Source organism: Microvirga medicaginis (assembly GCF_052658925.1).
This window is the reverse complement of record NZ_JBQWEL010000035.1, coordinates 1-20250: the sequence shown is the minus strand read 5'-3', so window position 1 is coordinate 20250 and position 20250 is coordinate 1. Positions and strand designations below refer to the sequence as shown.

The 20250-nt window shown below is 60.3% G+C and carries 18 protein-coding genes and 1 pseudogene; 17 read left to right on the top strand and 2 right to left on the bottom strand.

The annotated features are described in order from the left end of the window. Positions 1-14 precede the first annotated feature (14 nt). The 10 genes from ACUXUR_RS25710 to ACUXUR_RS25665 all read left to right on the top strand — a co-directional run bounded on the left by ACUXUR_RS25710 (position 15) and on the right by ACUXUR_RS25665 (position 10445). The gene (locus ACUXUR_RS25710) at positions 15-1061 is read left to right on the top strand and encodes a histone deacetylase family protein (RefSeq protein ID WP_445505191.1); all 1047 of its coding nucleotides are present in this window, start codon (positions 15-17) and stop codon (positions 1059-1061) included. Between the two features lie 74 nt (positions 1062-1135). After that, positions 1136-2092, top strand: coding sequence for a 2-hydroxyacid dehydrogenase (locus ACUXUR_RS25705; RefSeq protein ID WP_445505190.1), 957 nt, complete (start codon positions 1136-1138; stop codon positions 2090-2092). 199 nt (positions 2093-2291) lie between these two features. Further along, on the top strand, positions 2292-3584 hold the full coding sequence (gene gabT / locus ACUXUR_RS25700) for a 4-aminobutyrate--2-oxoglutarate transaminase (protein ID WP_445505189.1): 1293 nt from the start codon (positions 2292-2294) through the stop codon (positions 3582-3584). Positions 3585-3668: 84 nt separating this feature from the next. Further along, complete coding sequence (locus ACUXUR_RS25695) at positions 3669-4388, top strand: HAD family hydrolase (RefSeq protein ID WP_445505188.1); 720 nt, start codon at positions 3669-3671, stop codon at positions 4386-4388. A gap of 54 nt (positions 4389-4442) precedes the next feature. Continuing rightward, positions 4443-4922 (top strand): Lrp/AsnC family transcriptional regulator, encoded by a 480-nt coding sequence (locus ACUXUR_RS25690; protein ID WP_445505197.1) that lies wholly within the window; start codon positions 4443-4445, stop codon positions 4920-4922. 196 nt (positions 4923-5118) lie between these two features. After that, positions 5119-6588, top strand: coding sequence for an NAD-dependent succinate-semialdehyde dehydrogenase (locus ACUXUR_RS25685; protein WP_445505187.1), 1470 nt, complete (start codon positions 5119-5121; stop codon positions 6586-6588). Between the two features lie 199 nt (positions 6589-6787). Continuing rightward, positions 6788-7843, top strand: a complete 1056-nt coding sequence (locus ACUXUR_RS25680; protein ID WP_445505186.1) for a histone deacetylase family protein — start codon at positions 6788-6790, stop codon at positions 7841-7843. A gap of 68 nt (positions 7844-7911) precedes the next feature. After that, positions 7912-9150 carry a Zn-dependent hydrolase gene (locus ACUXUR_RS25675; protein ID WP_445505196.1) on the top strand — a complete coding sequence of 413 codons (1239 nt, stop codon included), beginning with the start codon at positions 7912-7914 and terminating at the stop codon, positions 9148-9150. Continuing rightward, positions 9150-10076 (top strand): DMT family transporter, encoded by a 927-nt coding sequence (locus ACUXUR_RS25670; RefSeq protein WP_445505185.1) that lies wholly within the window; start codon positions 9150-9152, stop codon positions 10074-10076. Before ACUXUR_RS25675 ends, ACUXUR_RS25670 begins: the two co-directional genes overlap by 1 nt. 48 nt (positions 10077-10124) lie before the next feature. Beyond that, positions 10125-10445 (top strand): cupin domain-containing protein, encoded by a 321-nt coding sequence (locus tag ACUXUR_RS25665; protein ID WP_445505184.1) that lies wholly within the window; start codon positions 10125-10127, stop codon positions 10443-10445. Positions 10446-10513: 68 nt separating this feature from the next. Here the strand turns inward: ACUXUR_RS25665 and hisD are convergent, their stop codons facing one another. Continuing rightward, positions 10514-11797, bottom strand: a complete 1284-nt coding sequence (gene hisD, locus ACUXUR_RS25660; RefSeq protein WP_445505183.1) for a histidinol dehydrogenase — start codon at positions 11795-11797, stop codon at positions 10514-10516. Positions 11798-11989: 192 nt separating this feature from the next. Here hisD and ACUXUR_RS25655 point away from each other — a divergent pair, with 192 nt between their 5' ends. The 7 genes and pseudogenes from ACUXUR_RS25655 (at position 11990) to ACUXUR_RS25625 (ending at position 19574) form a co-directional block, all read left to right on the top strand. After that, on the top strand, positions 11990-12538 hold the full coding sequence (locus ACUXUR_RS25655; RefSeq protein WP_445505182.1) for a cupin domain-containing protein: 549 nt from the start codon (positions 11990-11992) through the stop codon (positions 12536-12538). Positions 12539-12763: 225 nt separating this feature from the next. Next, positions 12764-13744 (top strand): annotated as a pseudogene (locus tag ACUXUR_RS25650) (ABC transporter substrate-binding protein); the annotation flags it as partial. Between the two features lie 155 nt (positions 13745-13899). Then, a complete protein-coding gene (locus ACUXUR_RS25645) occupies positions 13900-14964 on the top strand; it encodes an ABC transporter ATP-binding protein (RefSeq protein ID WP_445505181.1) in 1065 nt (354 codons plus the stop codon). Between the two features lie 8 nt (positions 14965-14972). Further along, a complete protein-coding gene (locus ACUXUR_RS25640) occupies positions 14973-16157 on the top strand; it encodes an ABC transporter permease (protein WP_445505180.1) in 1185 nt (394 codons plus the stop codon). Between the two features lie 4 nt (positions 16158-16161). Further along, positions 16162-16956 carry an ABC transporter permease gene (locus tag ACUXUR_RS25635; protein ID WP_445505179.1) on the top strand — a complete coding sequence of 265 codons (795 nt, stop codon included), beginning with the start codon at positions 16162-16164 and terminating at the stop codon, positions 16954-16956. Between the two features lie 101 nt (positions 16957-17057). Then, positions 17058-18446 carry an aspartate aminotransferase family protein gene (locus ACUXUR_RS25630; RefSeq protein ID WP_445505178.1) on the top strand — a complete coding sequence of 463 codons (1389 nt, stop codon included), beginning with the start codon at positions 17058-17060 and terminating at the stop codon, positions 18444-18446. 816 nt (positions 18447-19262) lie between these two features. After that, positions 19263-19574, top strand: a complete 312-nt coding sequence (locus ACUXUR_RS25625; protein ID WP_445505177.1) for a hypothetical protein — start codon at positions 19263-19265, stop codon at positions 19572-19574. A gap of 28 nt (positions 19575-19602) precedes the next feature. Here ACUXUR_RS25625 and ACUXUR_RS25620 read toward each other — a convergent pair. Further along, positions 19603-20250, bottom strand: a 648-nt coding sequence (locus ACUXUR_RS25620; protein ID WP_445505176.1) for a KUP/HAK/KT family potassium transporter, incomplete at its 5' end; no start/stop codon positions are given.

The window sequence follows — 20250 nt, the reverse complement described above, 5'->3', positions numbered from 1 at the left end:
AGTGTCGCACGCCAATGAAGGTTTTTCATTCTCCCTCGAGTCTTTTGCATAGCCCCTCCACCTATTTCCGTCGCGGGCGCACGATTCCTCATCTCGAGCAGGTCGGGCGCTATCACATCTTGAAGGCTGCCGCGGAACGAGGAGGTCATGATCTTCAGACGGCCGAGTCCTATGGTCAGGAGCCCATCCTGAGGGTTCATTCGCAGCGCTATCTTCAGTTCCTATCGGAAGCCTGGGCACGCCGCGATGAGATCGAGCCCGGCTTGGAACATGTTCTCCCGTCCCACTTCGCCCGTCCCCAGATGATGCGATACCCGAGCGGAATGATCGGCCGCGTTGGCTTCCACATGGCCGATACGTCCACACCAATCTTAGAGACGACATTCGCGGCGATTCTGGCGAGCGCGGACGTGGCCGTTAATGCTGCCGAGGAGGCTGTATCGGCAGGCTACGCCTATGGATTGTGCCGGCCGCCAGGGCACCATGCATCGGCAGAGAGTGCCGGTGGATTCTGCTTCGTCAACAATTCCGGTGTTGCCGCCGCACATATCCAACAGCGGATCGGAGGGCGTGTCGGCATCATCGATGTGGACGTTCATCACGGCAATGGAACGCAGAGCATCTTCTATCAGCGCGACGACATCGTGACCGTATCGATCCATGCGGACCCGTCGACCTTCATGCCCTATTATGCCGGCTATGAGGATGAGGTCGGAGAAGGCGCGGGGGCAGGATTCAATCTCAATCTTCCCCTGGAGCATCGCTCCGGCGATGCGGTCTATCTCAAGAGTATCGACCACGCCATCGAGTTCTGCGCGTCGCGTGGTGTCGAAGCGCTTGTCGTCGCTCTCGGCCTTGACGCTTCCGAACATGATCCGAACGGCGCACTCTCCGTCACGACCCAAGGCTTCCGCGCAGCAGGCCGACGACTTGGCGCCACCAAATGGCCGACTGCCATCATCCAGGAGGGCGGCTATCTGAGCGATATCCTGGGTGAGAATCTGATCGCATTTCTGGGGGGCTTCGAAGAGAGCCGAATTTCCCGCGACGACAAGGCGTAAGGCGGAACACTTCATCTCCCTCCGCGCCGGTTCTAACCAGAGTCGAAGTTTCCAATTTCATTCAAGGGCTAGCTATGCGTCCACTATCTATCATCGTTGCACCCGGTCCATGGGATCCGGAGCCTTGGCGCAATGAGTTTCAGGCGGCAGCGGAAGGAAGACCCGTGCATGTTTGGCCGCACGATGGATCAGTGATCGGCGATGACCCATACGTGATCTGCGCGTGGAAGTCGGATCCGAAGGTCTTCGATCTCTACTCCACGCCCAAGGCCGTGTTTTCCCTGGGCGCTGGCGTCGATCATCTTCATGTTCTCCGGTCGCGGCCTGACATCCCGATCGTGAGGGTCATCGATCCTGATCTGACGATGCGAATGGTCGAGTATGTGACTTTTGCGGTCCTGTACCTTCATCGGAAAATTCCGCTCTATCAGGCGGAGCAGGCGCGGCGCACTTGGCGCCCGATGCATCAGCCCGCCGCGGCACGGGTCAGGGTCGGCATCATGGGGGTCGGGGTACTCGGCGAAGCCTGCGGGAAGTTGCTGTCACAACTCGGCTTCGAGGTTGCAGGATGGGCGCGCTCTCGGCGCGATGCATCCCCATTCCCGATCTTTTCCGGCCAGGACAGCTTGGGTTCATTCCTCGAGCGAACTGAGATTCTCGTCAATTTGCTTCCCAACACCCCCGAAACTGCCGGATTGATCGGTCGCGAGATTTTTCAGCGACTGAATCGGAATGGGAGCCTCGGCGGAGCCTTCTTCGTCAATGCGGGTCGCGGAGAGACGGTTGTCGAGAGTGAGTTGATCGACGCGCTGACCAACGGGACTCTCGCCGGTGCCGTGCTCGATGTCTTCAACGTCGAGCCTCTGCCGGAGGAAAGCCCCTTATGGGCAATGGACAATGTCCTGGTGACGCCGCATGTCGCGGCCGATTCCGATCCGGAGGTCATTGTTGCGCAGATCCTTCGGGACGTGAAGCGCTTGGAGCGCGGCGAAGCACCAGTGAACGTCGTAGATATGGGCCGTGGGTACTGAGGAAAGCCCTGGGTGCGGAACCATCGGCAGTGCAATGGCCAGCGCCAAGGGTGAATATGCTTCCACGGGCCCCGATAACAGCCAATGTAGGCGAGAATGCCGCCTCTTTCCGACATTAAATCTCTCGTTCCCGGATAGGATTGTGGAAGTCACAGCCTCGAACTGAGGGCGACCACGCAATGTCATGGAGATCAGATAAATGACGACCCCCGCTAGCAACTCAGCACGGCTTCTGGAGTTTCGAGAGCGCCACGTCGCGCGCGGCGTGTTGACGGCTCATCCTGTTGTGGCTGCCCGAGCTCAAGGGGCTGAGCTGTGGGACGTCGATGGTAAGCGTTACCTTGACTTTGTCGGAGGCATTGGCGTTCTCAACGTCGGGCACAACCACCCCCGGGTGGTCGAAGCGGTCAGCGCCCAGGTCCGCGACATCTCGCATGCCTGCTTTCAGGTTGCCGCCTATGAGCCCTACCTCAACTTGGCTGCAAAGCTGAATCAGCTCGTCGGTGACGGTGAAGCCTACAAGAGCGTTTTCTTCACCTCGGGCGCGGAGGCGGTCGAGAACTCTATCAAGATCGCGCGCGGCTATACCAACCGTCCCGCCGTCATCGCATTCCGAGGCGCATTCCACGGCCGCACTCTTCTCGGCGTGACACTGACGGGTATGAGCCAGCCGTACAAGCAGAACTTCGGCCCCTTCGCCTCCGACGTCTTCCACGTTCCGTATCCGAACGCCTACCGCAACATCACGACGGAAGACGCACTGGCCGCTCTTGAAGAGGTCTTTGCGACCGAAGCTGCTCCCGAACGCGTCGCGGCGATCATCATAGAGCCGGTCCAGGGCGACGGCGGCTTTCTCCCGGCTCCGCCTGAATTCATGAGAGCGCTTCGGGACATTACCGAGAAGCATGGAATCGTCCTGATCGTCGACGAGATTCAGGCCGGCTTCGGCCGCACCGGAACGATGTTCGGCTTCCAGCACTCTGGGATCAAGCCCGATCTCGTCACCGTCGCCAAGAGCCTTGCCGGCGGTTTGCCGATCTCCGGTGTCGTCGGAAAGGCAGAAATCATGGACGCGCCGGCCCCTGGCGGTCTCGGCGGCACCTACGGTGGTAACGCCCTGGCCTGTGCCGCGGCACTCGCTGTCATCGAGGCGTTTGAGCAGGAAGATCTGCTGGCGAGAGGCGAAAAGCTCGCTGCACAGATGCGGGAGGGTCTCGTCAAATTGCAGCAGAAATACCCATTTATCGGGGAGGTCCGTGGGCTTGGCTTCATGCTCGCCATGGAGATCGTAACCGATCGCTCGGGAAAGACCCCGGATGCCGCATTGGCGCAGCGCGTGATCGATGAGGCGCGAGAGGGCGGTCTGTTGATCATCAAGTGCGGAGTATACCGCAACGTCGTGCGGTTCCTGGCCCCGCTCGTCACGACCGAGAAGCAACTCGATGAAGCGCTCGGGATCCTGGACGGCGCGTTGAGCAGAGCCACGAACTGATCCTTGGCACCGGATGGAGGAAGGTCTGCGAAGGCTCTTCTTCCATCCCCTCAGCTCTCTCCAAATTTATGCACGAACCGATTCATGAACCTGACGCATTTCAAAGCGCTCATACTTGATCTTTACGGCACGGTTCTCGATCGAGAGGCCGGCATTTTCGAGGGATTGCGACCGCTTGTCGACAGATTGAACAAGGATGTGACACAGGTTGAAGCGCTGGACGTCTATCATCGGCATGAGCTTGCGCAGATGAGGGACACGCCCACTCTCGAGCACCATAACTTGCTCCCTGTCGTCTACAAGCGCGTTGCCGATGAGTGGCATGTATCCGCGCCATGGGCAGAGTGCGTCGCATTCGGGCTCTCCACGAGGAATTGGCCGATCTACGGTGACGCGCCCGGTGCGCTCCAATATCTCAAGAAGTTTTATAAACTTATCGTGCTGTCCGACATCGATACGGAAAGCTTTGCGCGGATAAAAGCGGAGCTTCCGGTCGAATTCGACGCCGTATTCACCGCTGGGAACGTAGAGACGTCCACGCCTTTTTCCAGAAATCTTGGAAGTGCTGTCGAGATGCTCGCGGCCTGCCATATAGAGCAGACGGAGGCACTTCGTATCATTGGAGGGCCGCTGCCCCCCCGCGGAGCTGCAATTGACTCGGGCCTTGCAACCTGCTCAATTTCGCGCGCTCCCGCTCATGAGAGACATTCGATGGATCGGGAGAGTGGGGTGGGCGCAGACGCTTTGTGTTTCGACAGCATGGCTGATTTCGTAAAATCGCATCAGGACGCTTTAAGGCTCTAATCCGAAGCGCATAGTGGACGACAAAAATCGCTGAGGACCATTATGGCTGGCTCGTTGAAGTTGGATCGGATCGACGTAAATATATTGGTTCAGCTGCAAAAAGACGGGCGTATGACGAATGTGAGCCTTGCGGACGCGGTCGGCCTGTCGCCGAGTCCGTGCTTGCAGCGTCTCAAGAGACTGGAAGCCGGCGGCTATATCACGGGCTATGGCGCCCACATCAACCTGGCAAAACTTGCGGATACCGTCACGGTCTTCACCGAGGTCACCCTCGCAGATCATCGGCGCGAGGATTTCATCAAATTCGAAGCCAGCATCCGGAATATCGATGAAATTCTCGAGTGCCATTTGGTGAGTGGCGGATATGATTATCTCTTGCGCTTTATCACGAGGAACATCGCGCATTACCAAGAACTGATGGAAAGCATCCTCGACAGGAATATCGGCGTCGAGAAGTACTTCAGTTACATTGTTATCAAGTCGCCGATCGTAAAGAACACGTTGCCCTTGCGAACGCTGCTCACCCCTGAATAATCACCGGCAGACTTGCAGACAATGATCTTAGTCGGCGGGCGCAAGGCCCGGTCCGATCGTCAGAAGTGACAGGTGGACAGCATACAATGCCGAGGTGGCGTGCGGCTCAGCATCTCCTGCCAATCCCCGACGGCGATACGGCATCTGTTTCTGCGGCGATGGACTACGCATTGAGAGCTTAACACAAAAAGGCCTGATGATGTTGAAGCAGCGCTTGTCGAAGCCGTCTCTCCTCGTGGATCGCTCCTATGTCAACGGAGAGTGGATCTCCGCCGATGCCGGGGCGACGATCTCTGTCGTTGATCCGGCTACGGGACAGGAGATCGCAACAGTTCCGGCCCTGGGCGCAGCCGAGACGCGCCGCGCGATTCAGGCTGCAGAGCGCTCATGGGCCGCATGGCGTGAAAAGCCGGCAGCCGAGCGCGCGAGCCTGCTCGAAAAGTGGTGCTCCTTGATGCTCGACAACGTCGAGGACCTTGCCGTCATCATGACTGCCGAGCAGGGAAAGCCCCTTGCTGAAGCCCGCGGGGAAATCCGCTATGGCGCCAGTTTCGTGAAATGGTTTGCCGAAGAGGCAAGGCGCGTTTACGGAGATGTCATCCCGGCTCCGACGACCGACCGCCGGATTCTCGCCCTGAAGCAGCCCGTCGGTGTATCCGCTGCCATCACGCCGTGGAACTTTCCGAACGCGATGATTACCCGCAAGTGTGCTCCTGCACTGGCGGCTGGGTGCCCGATCGTCGTCAAACCCTCGGATCTGACCCCATTGTCGGCTCTCGCGCTTGCGGTGCTCGCCGAAGAGGCCGGTTTCCCGGCAGGCGTATTCAACGTGCTGACGGGTATGCCGGTCGAGATCGGTGGTGAGCTCACCAGCAATGAAGCGGTTCGCAAGCTCTCGTTCACAGGGTCGACCCGGGTCGGTCAGACGCTGATGCGCCAATGCGCAGACACGATCAAGCGGGTGAGTTTCGAACTCGGCGGAAACGCACCGTTCATCATCTTCGACGATGCGGACATCGATCTGGCCATCGCGGGGGTCATGGCGAGCAAATTCCGTAACGCAGGCCAGACCTGCGTTTGTGCAAACCGCATTCTGGTCCAGGACGGCATCTACGAGCGGTTTGCCGAGCGTCTTGCGAGCGAGGTCTCTCGTCTCAACGTCGGCAATGGTTTCGATGATGGTGTGACCATCGGGCCTCTCATCAACCAGGCCGCCGTCGAGAAGGTTTCTCGGCATGTGGAGGATGCGCTCGGGAAAGGCGCACGCTCGCTGGTCGGTGGTGTGCCCGAGGATGGAAAGGGCTTGTTCGTCTCGCCCACGGTGCTCACGAACGCAAATACGGGAATGACTCTCGCCACGGAAGAAACCTTTGGGCCCGTTGCGCCCCTTTTCCGCTTCAAGGATGAAGCCGAAGCGATCGATATCGCAAACGCGACTCCCTACGGATTGAGCGCGTATTACTTCACCCGTGACATGAACCGATCCTGGCGCGTTGCGGAGCGTCTCGAATTCGGCATGGTCGGCCTGAACACCGGCATTGTTTCCATGGAGGTCGCTCCCTTCGGCGGTGTGAAGCAATCCGGCATCGGCCGTGAGGGGTCAAAGTACGGAATCGAGGAATACCTCGAGATCAAGGCCTTCCACATCGGCGGCCTTCAGTTCTAGCGCATCGTGCGGACCCGAAGGGCCACGTCAGTGAAAACTGGATCCGGTTTTCGCTGACGCGGACCTCCGGTTCCGCACCGAACGACGCGCTTTCTATAAAAGGGAGCATCGGATGAGTCCCGAAAGTGCAAGTCCACTTTGCCCGTCCGATGCTCTAGGCTCACCTCCACTCATCAGCCACTCCTCAAGGCGGACAGCCATGAAGCTTTTCTTCGACGAGACCCAGCTTGCCCATCAGCCTAAGCAGTACATGGTCCATGGTCGGATCGTGAATCCGTTCGAGAATCCCGACCGGGCAACGACGCTGATTGAGGCTCTCGGCGCGCTGGGTGTCGTTCGTGAGACGCCGGGTGATTTCGGTATGGAGCCGGTGCTGAAGGTGCACGCAGACCATTACGTTGCTTTCCTGGAGGAAGCATATGAAAGGTTCACGGAGCTTCCGAGCCATGGTCCGGAAGTGCTTCCGAACGTGAGCCCCTACCGCGGTGCCGCCGAGGATTTCGGCCCTCGCGACAAGCCTCGCACGACCGGGGTTCTCGGGCGCGCCGGCTGGTACATTGCCGGTCTTTCCAACGCCATGATGGAGGGCACCTACCGCGCCGCCTATGCCTCGGCTCAAACCGCGGTTGCTGGCGCCGAAACCGTCCTTTCCGGTGAGCGGGCGGTCTTCTCGCTCTGCCGGCCGCCCGGCCACCATGCCTATGTGGATCGCGCAGCCGGCTTCTGTTACTTCAACAACGCCGCCATTGCGGCGGAGGTTCTGAGGCGGCGGTTCCCGCGAGTTGCGATCATCGATTTCGACACTCACCATGGCGATGGGACCCAGGCCATCTTCTACACGCGAGACGATGTCTTCTTCGGTTCCGTGCATACCGATCCATCCTCCTATTACCCGCACTTCACGGGGTATGCGGACGAGATCGGCAGCGGGCGAGGGGAGGGGGCCAACCTCAACCTTCCGCTTGCCTTCGGGGCGAACGATCAGGCTTTCATCGATGCCAATCGGCGGCTGGCAGACGCCGTGGAGGCGCACGGTGTCGACGCTCTTGTCGTTTCGGCGGGATGGGACGCCCACAAGAATGATCCCCTTTCGAAGCTGAATGTCACAACCGATGCCTATGCGCGCATTGGCGAGATATGGGGAGGGCTCGGGTTGCCGACTCTCATTGTCCAGGAGGGCGGCTACTCGCTCGCTGCCGTCGCGGAGGCTGCACCAGCGTTTGTCGGCGCTTTCCGCGAAGCTGCCGCCGTTTAGAGCGGGTCTGATCCGATCTCAGGCTCTGGTTCAGGTGATCACAACGCGTAGCGAGATTCCGCATGCCCATGCCACTCACCCAAGGCGTCAACGCTCAACGGTTCTGGTCCACCATCGAGCGCTCGGCAGAGATTGGGCAAGGGCGCGAGGGAGGGCTTTCCCGCCTGGCCTTGAGCGATGCGGACAAGGAAGTCAGGGACGTCTTTGTCTGCATGTGCCGCGATGCCGGCCTCACGGTCAGGATTGACCAGGTCGGCAACATCTTCGCTCGGCGCGCGGGGCAGGATGACAGCCTTCCGCCCGTTCTCCTCGGCAGTCATCTCGATACGCAAGCGAATGGCGGCCGATTTGACGGCATCGTTGGCGTCATGGGAGCGCTCGAGGTTCTAAGAACGCTCAACGACCTGCAGCATGTCACGCGTCGGCCTCTGGAGATCGTCAACTGGACGAATGAGGAAGGTGCCCGCTTCTCACCGCCCATGCTGGCATCGGGGTGTTTCGCCGGTGTTTACGATCTCGATTGGGTGCACAATCGTCAGGCCGATGACGGCGCAGTGTTCGGTGAGGAGTTGCGCCGCATAGGATATCTCGGCTCCGAGCCGGTCGGTGGACGGGATCTGGATTCCTACTTCGAACTGCATATCGAGCAGGGGCCGATCCTTGACGCGGAACGCGTGCAGGTCGGGATCGTCACGCATGGCTACAGCTCGCACGGCTTCCTGGTCGAGTTCCATGGCGAGACCGCGCATACCGGCCCATGGCCGATGGAGAAGCGACGCAATGCGCTCCTCGCGGCAGCCCGTCTCCTTGTGGAGGTGGATGATATCGGATGGGACTTCGCGGCCACCGATGGCAAGGCAACCGCCGCTCGCCTCTCGGCCTGGCCGAACAAGGCCGGGATCCTGTCCGACTGGGCGCAGGCAATCTGCGACGTGAGGCATGACGTTCCCAAGGCAGCGGACGTGATGGCTGAGCGTGTCCGCCGTGCTGTCGGCGCTGCCGCTTCCCGGGCAGGGTGCACGGCAGAAATTCTCGACCATTGGTCCTGGGGTGGGCGTATCTTCGACGATGAATTGATCTCCCTCGTTCGGAGGCATGCAGCCGCGCTCGGCTACAGCCATCGGGATCTGGCCAGCCAGGCAGGTCATGACGCCTATTTCCTGGCGCGTGTCTGTCCAACGGCCATGATATTCACTCCGTGCAAGGACGGCATCACGCACAACAACGCGGAATACGCCAGTCGTGAGGATCTCGAGCCCGGCTTGAATGTGCTGCTGCACAGCGTCGTCAGCCGGGCGGACCGCTGATGCGCACCCTTGCAAATAATGCTCCCAGGCAAAGCCGCATCAATTTTTATACGGCCGCGGTGCCGCTTCTGACATTGCTCTGGGGGCTGAACTGGCCGGCCGTGAAGATTGCCCTGGGCGAGATCGATCCATGGACCCTGCGCGCCATCGGACTGTCGTCGGGAGGCATGATCCTTGCCGGATGCGCCCTTATCCGAGGTGATCGGCTGTCCGTGAGGAGGGATCATTGGCTACGGCTTGGGGTCGCCGGTCTGCTTACCATCGCCGCCTTCAATCTGCTGCTGGGATATGCTCAGCTCCACGCTCCCACCTCTCGGGCTGTCATCGTCACGTTCACGATGCCGGTCTGGACAGTGCTGTTCGCCCGGCTCTTCCTCGGCGAACATCTTGATCGATCACGCATCATCGCTCTTGCAGTGGGCCTTGCGGGTTTGCTTGCGCTTGGCTGGCCGCTGGTACGGGACGGCCAGTTCTCGATCGGATTGGTCTATGCACTGCTCGCGGGAATTTGCTTCGCGCTTGGAACGATTGTGACGAAGCGCTTTCCGGTCGAGGCTCCTCCGATCACGATCGCGACGTGGCAGCTCCTTGTGGGCGCGGCCTGCGCAGCCGTCGGGATGGTCGCATTCGAACACGCTGCCATGCCGTCTTCAATCAGCGCCGCGACGACCCTCGCCATCCTTTATCATGTCCTGTTCTCGCAGGCGCTCGCCCATATTCTGTGGTTCTCAGCCCTGGCTCGTATCCCCGCCGGGACCGCCGGCCTTGCCACGCTGATGATTCCAGCCGTCGGCGTATATAGTTCGACCCTCCTGTTGGGCGAACAGCCGACGGTCGCGGACTATACCGGCCTCGTCTTGCTTGTCACCGCGGCCTTCCTTGCGCTCCGCCCATCCAACAGGGAGGCTCTTCATGGCGGTCGATGAGAGCGATCAGTTGCTGAAAACGGTAGAAGCATCGGGAGATGAGGAAAGATGGCCTTCGAATGTACAGTTCCGGCAGTTCCGACTGTTCAGGAAGACACTGTCGCCATCAGGATCACCCGCTGGGATTTTCCTGTGGGTGCGGTAACAGGATGGCACAGGCACGAGTGGCCCTACTTCGTCATCATGCTGGTCGATGGGACGCTGCGACTACATGATGGGGCCAAGGTGAACGACGTCCCGCTTCGCGCGGGCCAATCGTACATGCGTTATGCCGGGATCGAGCATGATGTCATGAATGGTTCCGACCACCCGATTGCCTTCATTGAAATCGAGGTCAAGCAACCTGGCGCGCTTGTCAAAACCCAGTGAGATCAACCGGCGGCAGTGACGGGCAAGCTCGATGACGCTTGCCCGCTGACCGGTCCCAGGCTCGTCCTTCAGGCCGTCCTCATCCGGATTGCTGCCGCACGACGATGGCCCTCCAGGCCTTCGCTCTCGCTCTGCCTCGTCGCCGGTGGCGCAACAGCCGCGACACCGCGCTCGTCGAGCCACTGATGGGTGCAGATCTTGACGTAGGACCCGACCCAGAGGCCACCCGTATATCGGCCGGCTCCCATGGTGGGCAGCGTATGGTTGGTTCCGCAACACTTGTCGGAATACACGACGCTGGCGAGAGGACCGATGAAGAGGGAGCCATAGTTGCGCAGTTTCTGCGCGGTCGCGTGAGGGTCGGCCGTGTGAACCTGGAGATGCTCGGCGGCAATGAAGTCGGAATAGGCGATCATCGCTTCCTCGTCCTCGCACAGCACCACCTCGCCGTAATCGCGCCATGCCGGGCCCGCGACGGATGCCGTCGGAAGGTCATGCAGCTGTCGCTCGACCTCCGCGACCGTCGCTTCCGCCAGTCGACGGCTCGTGGTGATGAGACCAACGCGAGTCCGCACATCGTGCTCGGCCTGCGCAAGAAGGTCGACGGCAATCAAATTCGGGTCGCCGGTATCGTCGGCGACGACGAAGATCTCGCTCGGGCCCGCCAGTTGATCGATACCGACGCGTCCGAAGACCTGCCGCTTGGCTTCATTCACATAGGCGTTGCCTGGCCCGACGATTTTATCGACCGCTGGAACGGACTCCGTGCCGTAGGCCATGGCGGCAATCGCCTGGGCGCCTCCGATCCGGAAGATGCGATCCGCACCCGACAGGTGGCAGCCGGCGATCATGGCGGGATGTGCGGTGGGCGGCAGACAGGCGATCACCTCATCGCAGCCGGCGACCTTCGCGGGCACGAGCGTCATGACCGGAGCCGACAGAAGGGGGTAACGCCCACCTGGAACATAGGCGCCGATGGTTTTGATCGGGATGACCCGATGACCCAGGTGGAGACCGGGCAGGGATTCAATGTCGAGGGGAAGAATTGTGCTCAGCTGAGCCTGTGCGAAAGCGCGCACGCGCTCGATGGCGAATTCGGTGTCCTGGCGGGTTTGGGGGGCGAGATTCTCGACCGCCTCCGCACGCTCCCGGTCGCTCACCTCGAAGATCGAGACGTCAGCGCGGTCGAACGCTTTCGAATAATCGCGCAGGGCGGCATCTCCGCGATCGCGGACGTTGGCGACAATATCCCGGACGATCGCCTCGATTTCTCCGGTGTCCGTTGCAGCATCGCGCTTGGAGGCTTTGATGAACGTGATCTTGGTGCGCGTGCTGGCTGATAGATGTGACATTGCTTCCTCTCATTCCATGACCCCAGGTTCGAGGATGAGGCTGCGGCGCTCAAGGGAGCTTATCCCGATTGTTCAGAATTCTCACCACGCGTAGAGTTGGTCCGGCGATGACCAGTGTCGGGCGCTCTGCAGCCTTGGCAGGCGCTTGACCGGTATCGCGCGAAAGAAGCAACTTGATCACGCAGGATCGCCATGCCGAAGATTGGGATACGATTACGTGAGCTGCGTCGCCGGCGCGGTTTGGGAGTCCGGGAGCTCGCATTGCGGTCGGGCATCTCGCACTCGTCGATCTCGCTGATCGAACGCGACCGCATGAGTCCGTCGATCGATACCTTGAGTGCGATCCTCGATGCGTTGGGAACCACTCTGACCGGATTCTTCGCGGATCTGAATGCCGCCGTTCCCTATTCTCCCTTCTACCCGGCCAACGAATGGGTGGAGATCGGCAAGGCGCAGACGATCTCCTATCGGGTCCTGGGGATGAACCATCCCAACCGTCAGATCCTGATGCTGCACGAGACCTATGCGGTCGGCGCGGATTCCGGCGCGCCATTTGCTCATTCGGCGCAGGAAGCCGGTGTCGTCATTCGCGGCGCCGTCGAGGTGACGGTCGGAGACCAGAGTCGCATCCTGAGGGAGGGGGACGGTTATTATTTCGACAGTCGGATCCCGCACCGTTTCCGGAACGTCGCAAGCGGGACGAGCACCATCCTCAGCGCTGTGACACCTCCGACTTACTGAGAGGCCGCCCAGTTTGGCGGCAATTGAGGTGCGGGTGGCGCAAATACCTGCAAGCTGGTGACTATTCTCACCAGAATGGGCCTTGGCAGCGATTAAGCTGCCACGGTAGTCTTGCATTCCCTAAGGGAAAATAATCAACAGAGGGATAGAACGATGAATTCCGCGAAGATGCTTTCGATCGCCGGCTGTATGTCCGCCCTGCTTGCAGGCTGGAGCGTTCAGGCCGTGCAGGCACGTGATCTCACGGTGGTCTCCTGGGGCGGCAACTATCAGGATGCTCAGCGTAAGATCTATTTTGAGCCCTTCTCCAAAAAGACTGGCAAGCCGGTTCTGGAGGAGAGCTGGGATGGCGGCATCGGCGTTGTGGCCGCCAAGGTCAAGGCCGGTACGCCCAACTGGGACGTGGTCCAGGTGGAGGCCGAGGAATTGGCGCTCGGCTGCGCTGACGGCTTCTATGAGAAGATCGATTGGAGCAAGCTCGGCGGCAAGGACAAGTTTCTTCCGGCCGCCGTCGATGATTGCGGTGTCGGCGCGATCGTATGGTCGACGGCGCTGAGCTACGACGCCAATCGCTTGAAGGAGGCACCGAAGTCATGGGCTGATTTCTGGGACGTGAACAAGTTCCCGGGCAAGCGGGGCCTCCGGCGTGGACCGAAATACGCTCTTGAATTTGCTCTGATGGCCGATGGTGTCGCGCCCGCCGATGTCTACAAGGTGCTGGCGACGCCCGAGGGTGTCGATCGCGCCTTCAAGAAGCTGGGTCAGCTGAAGCCCCATATCGTGTGGTGGGAATCCGGCGCTCAGCCCCTGCAGCTTCTCGCGTCCGGAGAGGTGGTGATGACAGCGGCCTACAATGGTCGCATCTCGGGCATCAACAAGTCGGAGGGCAAGAACTTCAAGGTCGTCTGGCCCGGCAGCGTCTATGCCATCGACAGCTGGGTGATCCTCAAGGACAGCCCGAACAAGGATCAGGCGATGGATTACATCGCGTTTGCCAGCCAGCCCGAGAATCAGGTGAAGCTCCCCGAGTACATCGCTTACGGATTGCCGAACAAGGACGCTGCTGCCAAGGTACCGGCCGAGCTCCAAAAGGATCTGCCTACGGCACCGGAGAATCTCGCGAATGCCGTTGCGCTTGATACCGATTTCTGGATCGACAACATTGAGGAGCTCAACAAGCGCTTCAATGCTTGGCTTGCTCAATAGAGAGTGCTGATCTCTTCAGCAGAGGAAGGCAAGGGACGGTCGTTCCATGCTTTCCTCAATCCAGTGTCGTTACAACCGCATCCGGCTCTAAACCGGGCGAGGGGTGCCGTGAAAGGCATCTCCTCGCATGCCGGAGCTGGATAGAGCAGAGAGACATGCAGCCGTTTATTCAGTTCGAGTCCGTTTCAAAGAGCTTCGGCTCAGTTACTGTGATCGATTCCCTGGATCTCACCATTCATAAAGGCGAGTTCCTGAGTCTTCTTGGTCCTTCCGGCTCCGGAAAGACGACGATTCTGATGATGCTGGCGGGCTTCGAGCGGCCGACCCAGGGAGCCATCACGCTCGAGGGCACCCGCATCGACCAGCTGCCGCCCTACCGGCGCGAGATGGGCGTGGTCTTTCAGAACTATGCTCTTTTCCCCCACATGACGGTGGCCGAGAATGTTGCCTTCCCCCTGGAGATGAAAAGGCTGCCTCGAGCAGAGATTGCCAAGAAGGTCGAGCGCGCCCTCGATATGGTTCGGCTTGCACACCTGAAAGATCGCCGGCCCTCTCAGCTGTCAGGCGGGCAGCAACAGCGCGTTGCGTTGACGCGGGCTCTCGTATTCGAGCCGAGAGTGATCCTGATGGATGAGCCGCTCGGCGCCCTCGACAAGCAGCTGCGGGAACATATGCAGCTGGAAATTCGAGAGCTTCACAAGCGGCTGGGCCTGACCATCGTTTTTGTGACACACGATCAGTCGGAAGCCCTGACCATGTCCGATCGGATCGCCGTGTTCAATGCGGGAAAGATCGAACAGATCGATAGCCCCCATGCGATTTACGACACGCCTCGCACGCGTTTCGTCGCGCAATTCATCGGCGAGACAAATCTGATCGAGGCGGATGTCGTCAACCTCCAGAATGGACAGGCAACCATCGCCCTGGGACATGATCTCGTCGCCAAGGTATGGGCCGGTCCCGAGTTGGAGGCAGGGCAGAAGGCGTGGTTCTCATTGCGTCCGGAGCGGATGCGGCTTGGAGTGGATCCGGCAGGGGAGAACGCGCTCAAGATGACGATCGACGACTGCATCTATCATGGAGATCACATGCGGGTGCAGTTGAGACGGGACAGCTTTACGTTCACGGCGCGGTGTGAGCGCCTCGCGGGCAACTGGACTGTCGGTGCTCCCGTCGTGGTGTCGTTCGATCCGCGCGACTGCACGGTCCTCGCACCATGAGAAAGACAATGAGCAAGACTCCAGTCCGCGAACGCCTGGGCTCACTGCTGCTGATCGCGCCGCTGCTGGCCTTTCTTGCGATCTTCTTCTTGTGGCCGCTTTGGACGATGGTCAAAGCCTCGGTCATCGATGACACGGTCAGCCGGGTCCTGCCGAGAACAGCTGCGGCCATTGTATCCTGGGATGGACAGGCTCCTCCGCCCGCACAGGTTCAGCAGGCTCTCGTGGAAGACCTCAGACAAGCCGACGACCAGCAGGCGCTGGGAGAGACGGTCAGGCGTCTCAACAGCGCCGTATCAGGCTTTCGAACCCTGCTGACCCGAACGACGAATGCCGTCCGCGACGGAAAAGACACGGCTGTCGATCTGGCGAGCCTCGACCGGCGCTGGGGTGAGCCACGCTTCTGGCTCGCGATCAAGGATGCTGTCCCGCCCTACACCGACCGTAATCTCCTCGCGGCTGTCGACCTGAAGCGGGATGCAAGCGGAACCATCGTCAGCGAGGAGCCCGGTGCATCGGCCAATCGCTTGATCATGTTCCGCACCTTCCTCGTGGCGGCGATCGTGACATTGACATGCGCAGCAATCGGATTGCCCTATGCGATGCTGGCTGCCGCCATGACCGGCTGGAAACGCACCGTGCTCATGCTGGCTGTGCTGGTCCCCTTATGGACGTCGCTCTTGGTGCGCACCACGGCGTGGTTCGTTCTCCTGCAGAATGAGGGCTTGATCAACGGAGCCTTGCAGGCCATCGGCCTTATCGACAGTCCCTTGCCCTTGATCTTCAACCGCTTCGGCGTGGTGATTGCCATGACGCATGTGCTTCTGCCGTTCATGGTTCTGCCGATCTACAGCGTCCTTCTGTCCGTTCCGCGCAATCTCATGCAGGCTGCGGCATCGATGGGGGCGGGGCCCCTGCGGGCCTTCTGGCGCGTGCTCCTGCCGTTGAGCCTTCCCGGATTGCTGTCGGGTTCGCTCCTGGTCTTCATGGTCGCCATCGGCTACTACATCACCCCGGCTCTCGTTGGCGGAGCCAACGACCAGATGATCAGTTCCGTCATCGCATTCTATGCGACAGGAACGGCCAACTGGGGACTGGCCGGGGCGCTCGGCTTGATCCTGCTCCTGGTGACGATGATCCTCTACTTCATCTATGGGCGGCTCTCGAAGTCTCCCCAGCTCCTGGGGGCATGAGGCGATGTTTCGAACTGCCCAGACCTTGTTCGGTGTTCTGGTCGTGATCTTTCTGCTCATGCCGATTGTCGCGATCCTGCCCCTGGCATTCACGTCAAGCGTCTTTCTCACGTATCCGATCGAGGAATATTCCTCCCGATGGTTCGTGGAACTGACAACGGCGGATGCCTGGCGTCTCTCGATCATGAACAGCCTGATTATCGGATCGGGCGCAACGCTGCTCTCGACGATCCTGGGAACATTGGCTGCCCTGGGCATGCGGTCGAAGGCTCTGCCATTTGCGAACCTGCTGAGGACGATGTTCCTTCTCCCCATGGTCGTACCTGCCGTGGTGTTGGGAGTGGGCATGCAAATGCTCTTTGTGAGTCTCGGTCTTGCCAGCACCTATCCGGGCGTCATCATCGCGCATGCGGTCCTGTGCGTTCCCTTCGTGATCGTGAGCGTGTCCGCATCCCTTCAGGGCATCGATCCATCCGTCGAGAAAGCCGCCAGCAGTCTCGGAGCGTCCCCGGTCACGGTGTTCCGCAGGGTGACGTTCCCGCTGGCACTCCCGGGTATCATCTCCGGCGCCGTCTTCGCGTTCGCGACATCTCTGGACGAAGTGGTCATCACGCTCTTCGTGGCCGGCCCCAATCAGAGGACGCTGGCCCGGCAGATGTTCTCGAGCATTCGCGAGAACATCAGCCCAACCGTCGTTGCAGCGGCCCTGCTGCTCATTATTGGAACGCTCTGTCTTGCAGGGCTCGCCGCCCTGCTGCGATGGCGTCAGGAGCGGAGCGCCCTCAAGGCTGCCCCATGAAGAAGATGATCACGCGTTGGCGATATGCCGAGGGACACGACTAGAGTCTCGGTGTACATCTCCGGTCAACGCGACTTACCGGAACGAAAGGACAAAGGATCATGCGTGGACTCCCCAATTCAATTCAGGCACGTGATGTGGAATACGTGCTCCATCCCGTCACCAATGCCAGGAAGCATGAGGAGATCGGGCCCATCGTGATCGATCGCGGCGAGGGGATCTACGTCTACGACGATCAGGGAAATCGCTATATCGAGGCTTTGGCCGGTCTATGGAGCGTGGCCGTCGGTTTCGGCGAGAAGCGCCTCGTTGAGGCTGCGACGCGGCAGATGGGGAAGCTGCCCTACTATCATACCTTCTCCCACAAGACGAACGAGCCTTCGGTCCTGCTGGCGGAGCGTCTGGTGAAGATGACGCCCGAGCGTCTCAAGCGCGCCTTCTTCACGAACTCGGGGTCCGAGGCGAATGACAGCGTCATCAAGATGGTGTGGTACTACAACAACGCACGGGGGCTGCGGCAGAAGAAGAAATTCATCGCCCGCACCAATGCATATCATGGAATCACTCTTGCCTCCGGCAGCCTGACGGGCCTTCCTGCCAACCAGCGCGACTTCGACCTCCCCTTCGTTCCGGTGCGACACGTCACCTGCCCGCATCACTACCGCTTTGCGGAACCGGGCGAGAGCGAGGAAGCGTTTGCCGACCGTCTTGCCGCCGAGCTCGAAGCGGTCATTCTGGAGGAGGGCCCCGAGACGGTGGCCGCCTTCATCGGTGAGCCGCTGATGGGCGCGGGCGGTGTCCTGCCGCCTCCTGCAACCTATTGGGACAAGATCCAGGCCGTCTGCCGCAAGTACGACGTTCTGATCGTTGCGGACGAAGTGATCAACGGCTTTGGCCGCCTCGGGACGATGTTCGCCTGCGACTATTACGGGATCGATCCCGACATTCTGGTGCTTTCGAAGCAGATCACGTCATCCTATCAGCCTCTCGCGGCTGTGCTGATCAGCCAGGAACTCTATGACGGCATCGCCGACAACTCCGCCAGGATCGGCACGTTCGGCCATGGCTTCACCACATCCGGTCATCCGGTTCCTGCGGCGGTTGCGCTCGAGAATCTCGACATCATTGAAGAAAAGAACCTAGTCGAGAATGCACGGCGCGTGGGCGAGGTGATGCAGGCTGAGCTCCGCAAGCTGGCAGATCACCCTCTCGTCGGCGAGGTGCGCGGCGTCGGGTTGATCGCAGCCGTGGAGCTGGTTGCGGACAAGGCGTCAAAGGCGAAGTTCGATCCCGTCGGCAAGGTTGGCGCCCACGTCTTTTCTCGCGCCCATGGGAATGGCTTGATCATCCGCGCCATTGGCGACGTCATCGCGTTCTGCCCGCCGCTGATCATCAATGAGGAGCAGGTTCACGACATGGTGAAGCGCTTCAAGCTCACGCTCGATGAAACGGCTCAGGAGCTACGGGACAGGGATGTGGCCTCCCTGTGACCGCAAAACGGGCCGTTCGTTACGTCCCGCCAGTGAGAGGCTTACGGAAGGCGAATAGATTTTACCTTCAATAAGTCTCCTGCAATAAGTCTCCTGTCGTCCGGAGAAATTTGGATGTTGCCGGTTTCATGCGTGTGGCCGGCAACGCCGATGCTGCTTTCCCCATCGGACGATGTCCGTTGATGGGCCCATTTCAGGCCTTGGCCGAACGTCCGCGCTTACGAGCTGAACGCGGTCATTGATCAGAGCAGATAGGAGAATGGCCGTCCCGAAACGGGCACAGGAAGTCCAGTCCGCATGAGGGAATTCTTAGGGGTAATATTCTGACGCTTCGGGAGTTCAGATAATGGCGGAGGGAGCGTCCTACAAAGCGGGAAAGAATTGACAGCATTATCAGATATTTAGCTGGAGTGCACATACTGGATCCCACACTCTACCCCACATTTTTCATAAACTCAGTAGCCTTCGACGTCCATTTCCAAGTGCAGAGCGGACCTTCACAAGGTCTAGCTGGAGGGCCGTGCCTGACCCGATGCGGACCTAAGCCATGCTTGCTTCACTCCAAGAGGCGTTCGGAGCCACCTGCTCTGGCGCAGCTCATGCCCTGTGGCCTCCCGTCCTTTGAGGGGGTATGCTCGAACCAAGGCTATGGGCGAGTTCTCATACAGGAGGCCTTTTCCCATGTCAGGGCATGCAATCCACATCAAGATCGATGGCGAACCTACGCGGGCACCTATCAAGTTGACCGCAAGATCCTCACTGTCACAACATCCTACGGCCGGAAATCGGCTGAGATTGCCCCGCGGGTGGTTCACGATGCCTTGGCCACCAGCTTTTGCAGGAGCTGGTCCAGAAGGAAAAAGCCCGCAAGGGCTCGCCCCTCTGATGGTGCGCCATCTCGGTCGGCCCTGGGATCTCGCAATCGTCTTCGGTGAGCTGTCCGTCGTCGCCCATGTGCTTGCGAAGCAGACCTGGGAAGGATTCAAAGCTGCCCTGAAAGACGACGCCGCGCACGGCATGAGTGACGTCGCCTACCTGCGGGCGTGGGATTTCAGATACTGGCACACCGTTGGGCTTTGGTCCGCTTGGATCTCGATCCTCTGCTCCGTCGCATGGCTCATTGCCTGACCAGAACAGCCGTGCCTTATGAATTTGATCAGATCGTGATCCTCGAGCCCACCTCGACCGCACGGTCTTCGGGGATGCAGAACTGGTCCGAGATATCGCTCGCGGAGCGGGCCAGCGGGATGAAGATGTAGTCCTGCCACAGCGGCAGCCCCGCATGCGCGGAGGCCTGCAACGCCCGCCGCGACAGGAAGAACGACGCGGTATCGAGATCGAACCCGGCCGCCCGGAGCGCGTTCGGGAGATTGGGGCTCTCCATGAACCCGAACCGCACCGTCACCCGCGAGAACCGCTCCGAGAGCTTCTCCATCGTGACGCGGCCCTCGTCCGGACGGCGCGAAATCTCCTCGGTCACCACGGTCAGGATGATGTTATGGTCGTGCAGCACCTTGTTGTGTTTCATGTTGTGCAGCAGGGCCGCGGGCACATCCTGGGCGTTGCCGGTCGAGAAGATGGCCGTGCCGGGCACCCGCGGCACCGAGCTACTCTCGGCCGTGCGCATGAACTCGGACAGGGGCGGACGGCCCCGGTGCGCGATCTCCGTTAGCAGGCGCGTACCCTTGCGCCAGGTCCGCATCAGGATGAACAGCCCGGTGCCGACCAGCAGCGGGAACCAGCCGCCCTGCGGGATCTTAAGCGCGTTGGCGCCCAGGAAGACGAGCTCGATGGCGAGGAACGG

Coding starts and splice junctions, on each gene's coding strand:
- ACUXUR_RS25665 (WP_445505184.1), top strand. CDS start 10,125: ATGGCCTTCGAATGTACAGTTCCGGCAGTTCCGACTGTTCAGGAAGAC.
- ACUXUR_RS25670 (WP_445505185.1), top strand. CDS start 9,150: ATGCGCACCCTTGCAAATAATGCTCCCAGGCAAAGCCGCATCAATTTT.
- ACUXUR_RS25655 (WP_445505182.1), top strand. CDS start 11,990: ATGCCGAAGATTGGGATACGATTACGTGAGCTGCGTCGCCGGCGCGGT.
- ACUXUR_RS25625 (WP_445505177.1), top strand. CDS start 19,263: ATGCCTTGGCCACCAGCTTTTGCAGGAGCTGGTCCAGAAGGAAAAAGC.
- ACUXUR_RS25710 (WP_445505191.1), top strand. CDS start 15: ATGAAGGTTTTTCATTCTCCCTCGAGTCTTTTGCATAGCCCCTCCACC.
- ACUXUR_RS25685 (WP_445505187.1), top strand. CDS start 5,119: ATGATGTTGAAGCAGCGCTTGTCGAAGCCGTCTCTCCTCGTGGATCGC.
- hisD (WP_445505183.1), bottom strand. CDS start 11,797: ATGTCACATCTATCAGCCAGCACGCGCACCAAGATCACGTTCATCAAA.
- gabT (WP_445505189.1), top strand. CDS start 2,292: ATGACGACCCCCGCTAGCAACTCAGCACGGCTTCTGGAGTTTCGAGAG.
- ACUXUR_RS25705 (WP_445505190.1), top strand. CDS start 1,136: ATGCGTCCACTATCTATCATCGTTGCACCCGGTCCATGGGATCCGGAG.
- ACUXUR_RS25680 (WP_445505186.1), top strand. CDS start 6,788: ATGAAGCTTTTCTTCGACGAGACCCAGCTTGCCCATCAGCCTAAGCAG.
- ACUXUR_RS25645 (WP_445505181.1), top strand. CDS start 13,900: ATGCAGCCGTTTATTCAGTTCGAGTCCGTTTCAAAGAGCTTCGGCTCA.
- ACUXUR_RS25640 (WP_445505180.1), top strand. CDS start 14,973: ATGAGCAAGACTCCAGTCCGCGAACGCCTGGGCTCACTGCTGCTGATC.
- ACUXUR_RS25695 (WP_445505188.1), top strand. CDS start 3,669: ATGAACCTGACGCATTTCAAAGCGCTCATACTTGATCTTTACGGCACG.
- ACUXUR_RS25630 (WP_445505178.1), top strand. CDS start 17,058: ATGCGTGGACTCCCCAATTCAATTCAGGCACGTGATGTGGAATACGTG.
- ACUXUR_RS25635 (WP_445505179.1), top strand. CDS start 16,162: ATGTTTCGAACTGCCCAGACCTTGTTCGGTGTTCTGGTCGTGATCTTT.
- ACUXUR_RS25675 (WP_445505196.1), top strand. CDS start 7,912: ATGCCACTCACCCAAGGCGTCAACGCTCAACGGTTCTGGTCCACCATC.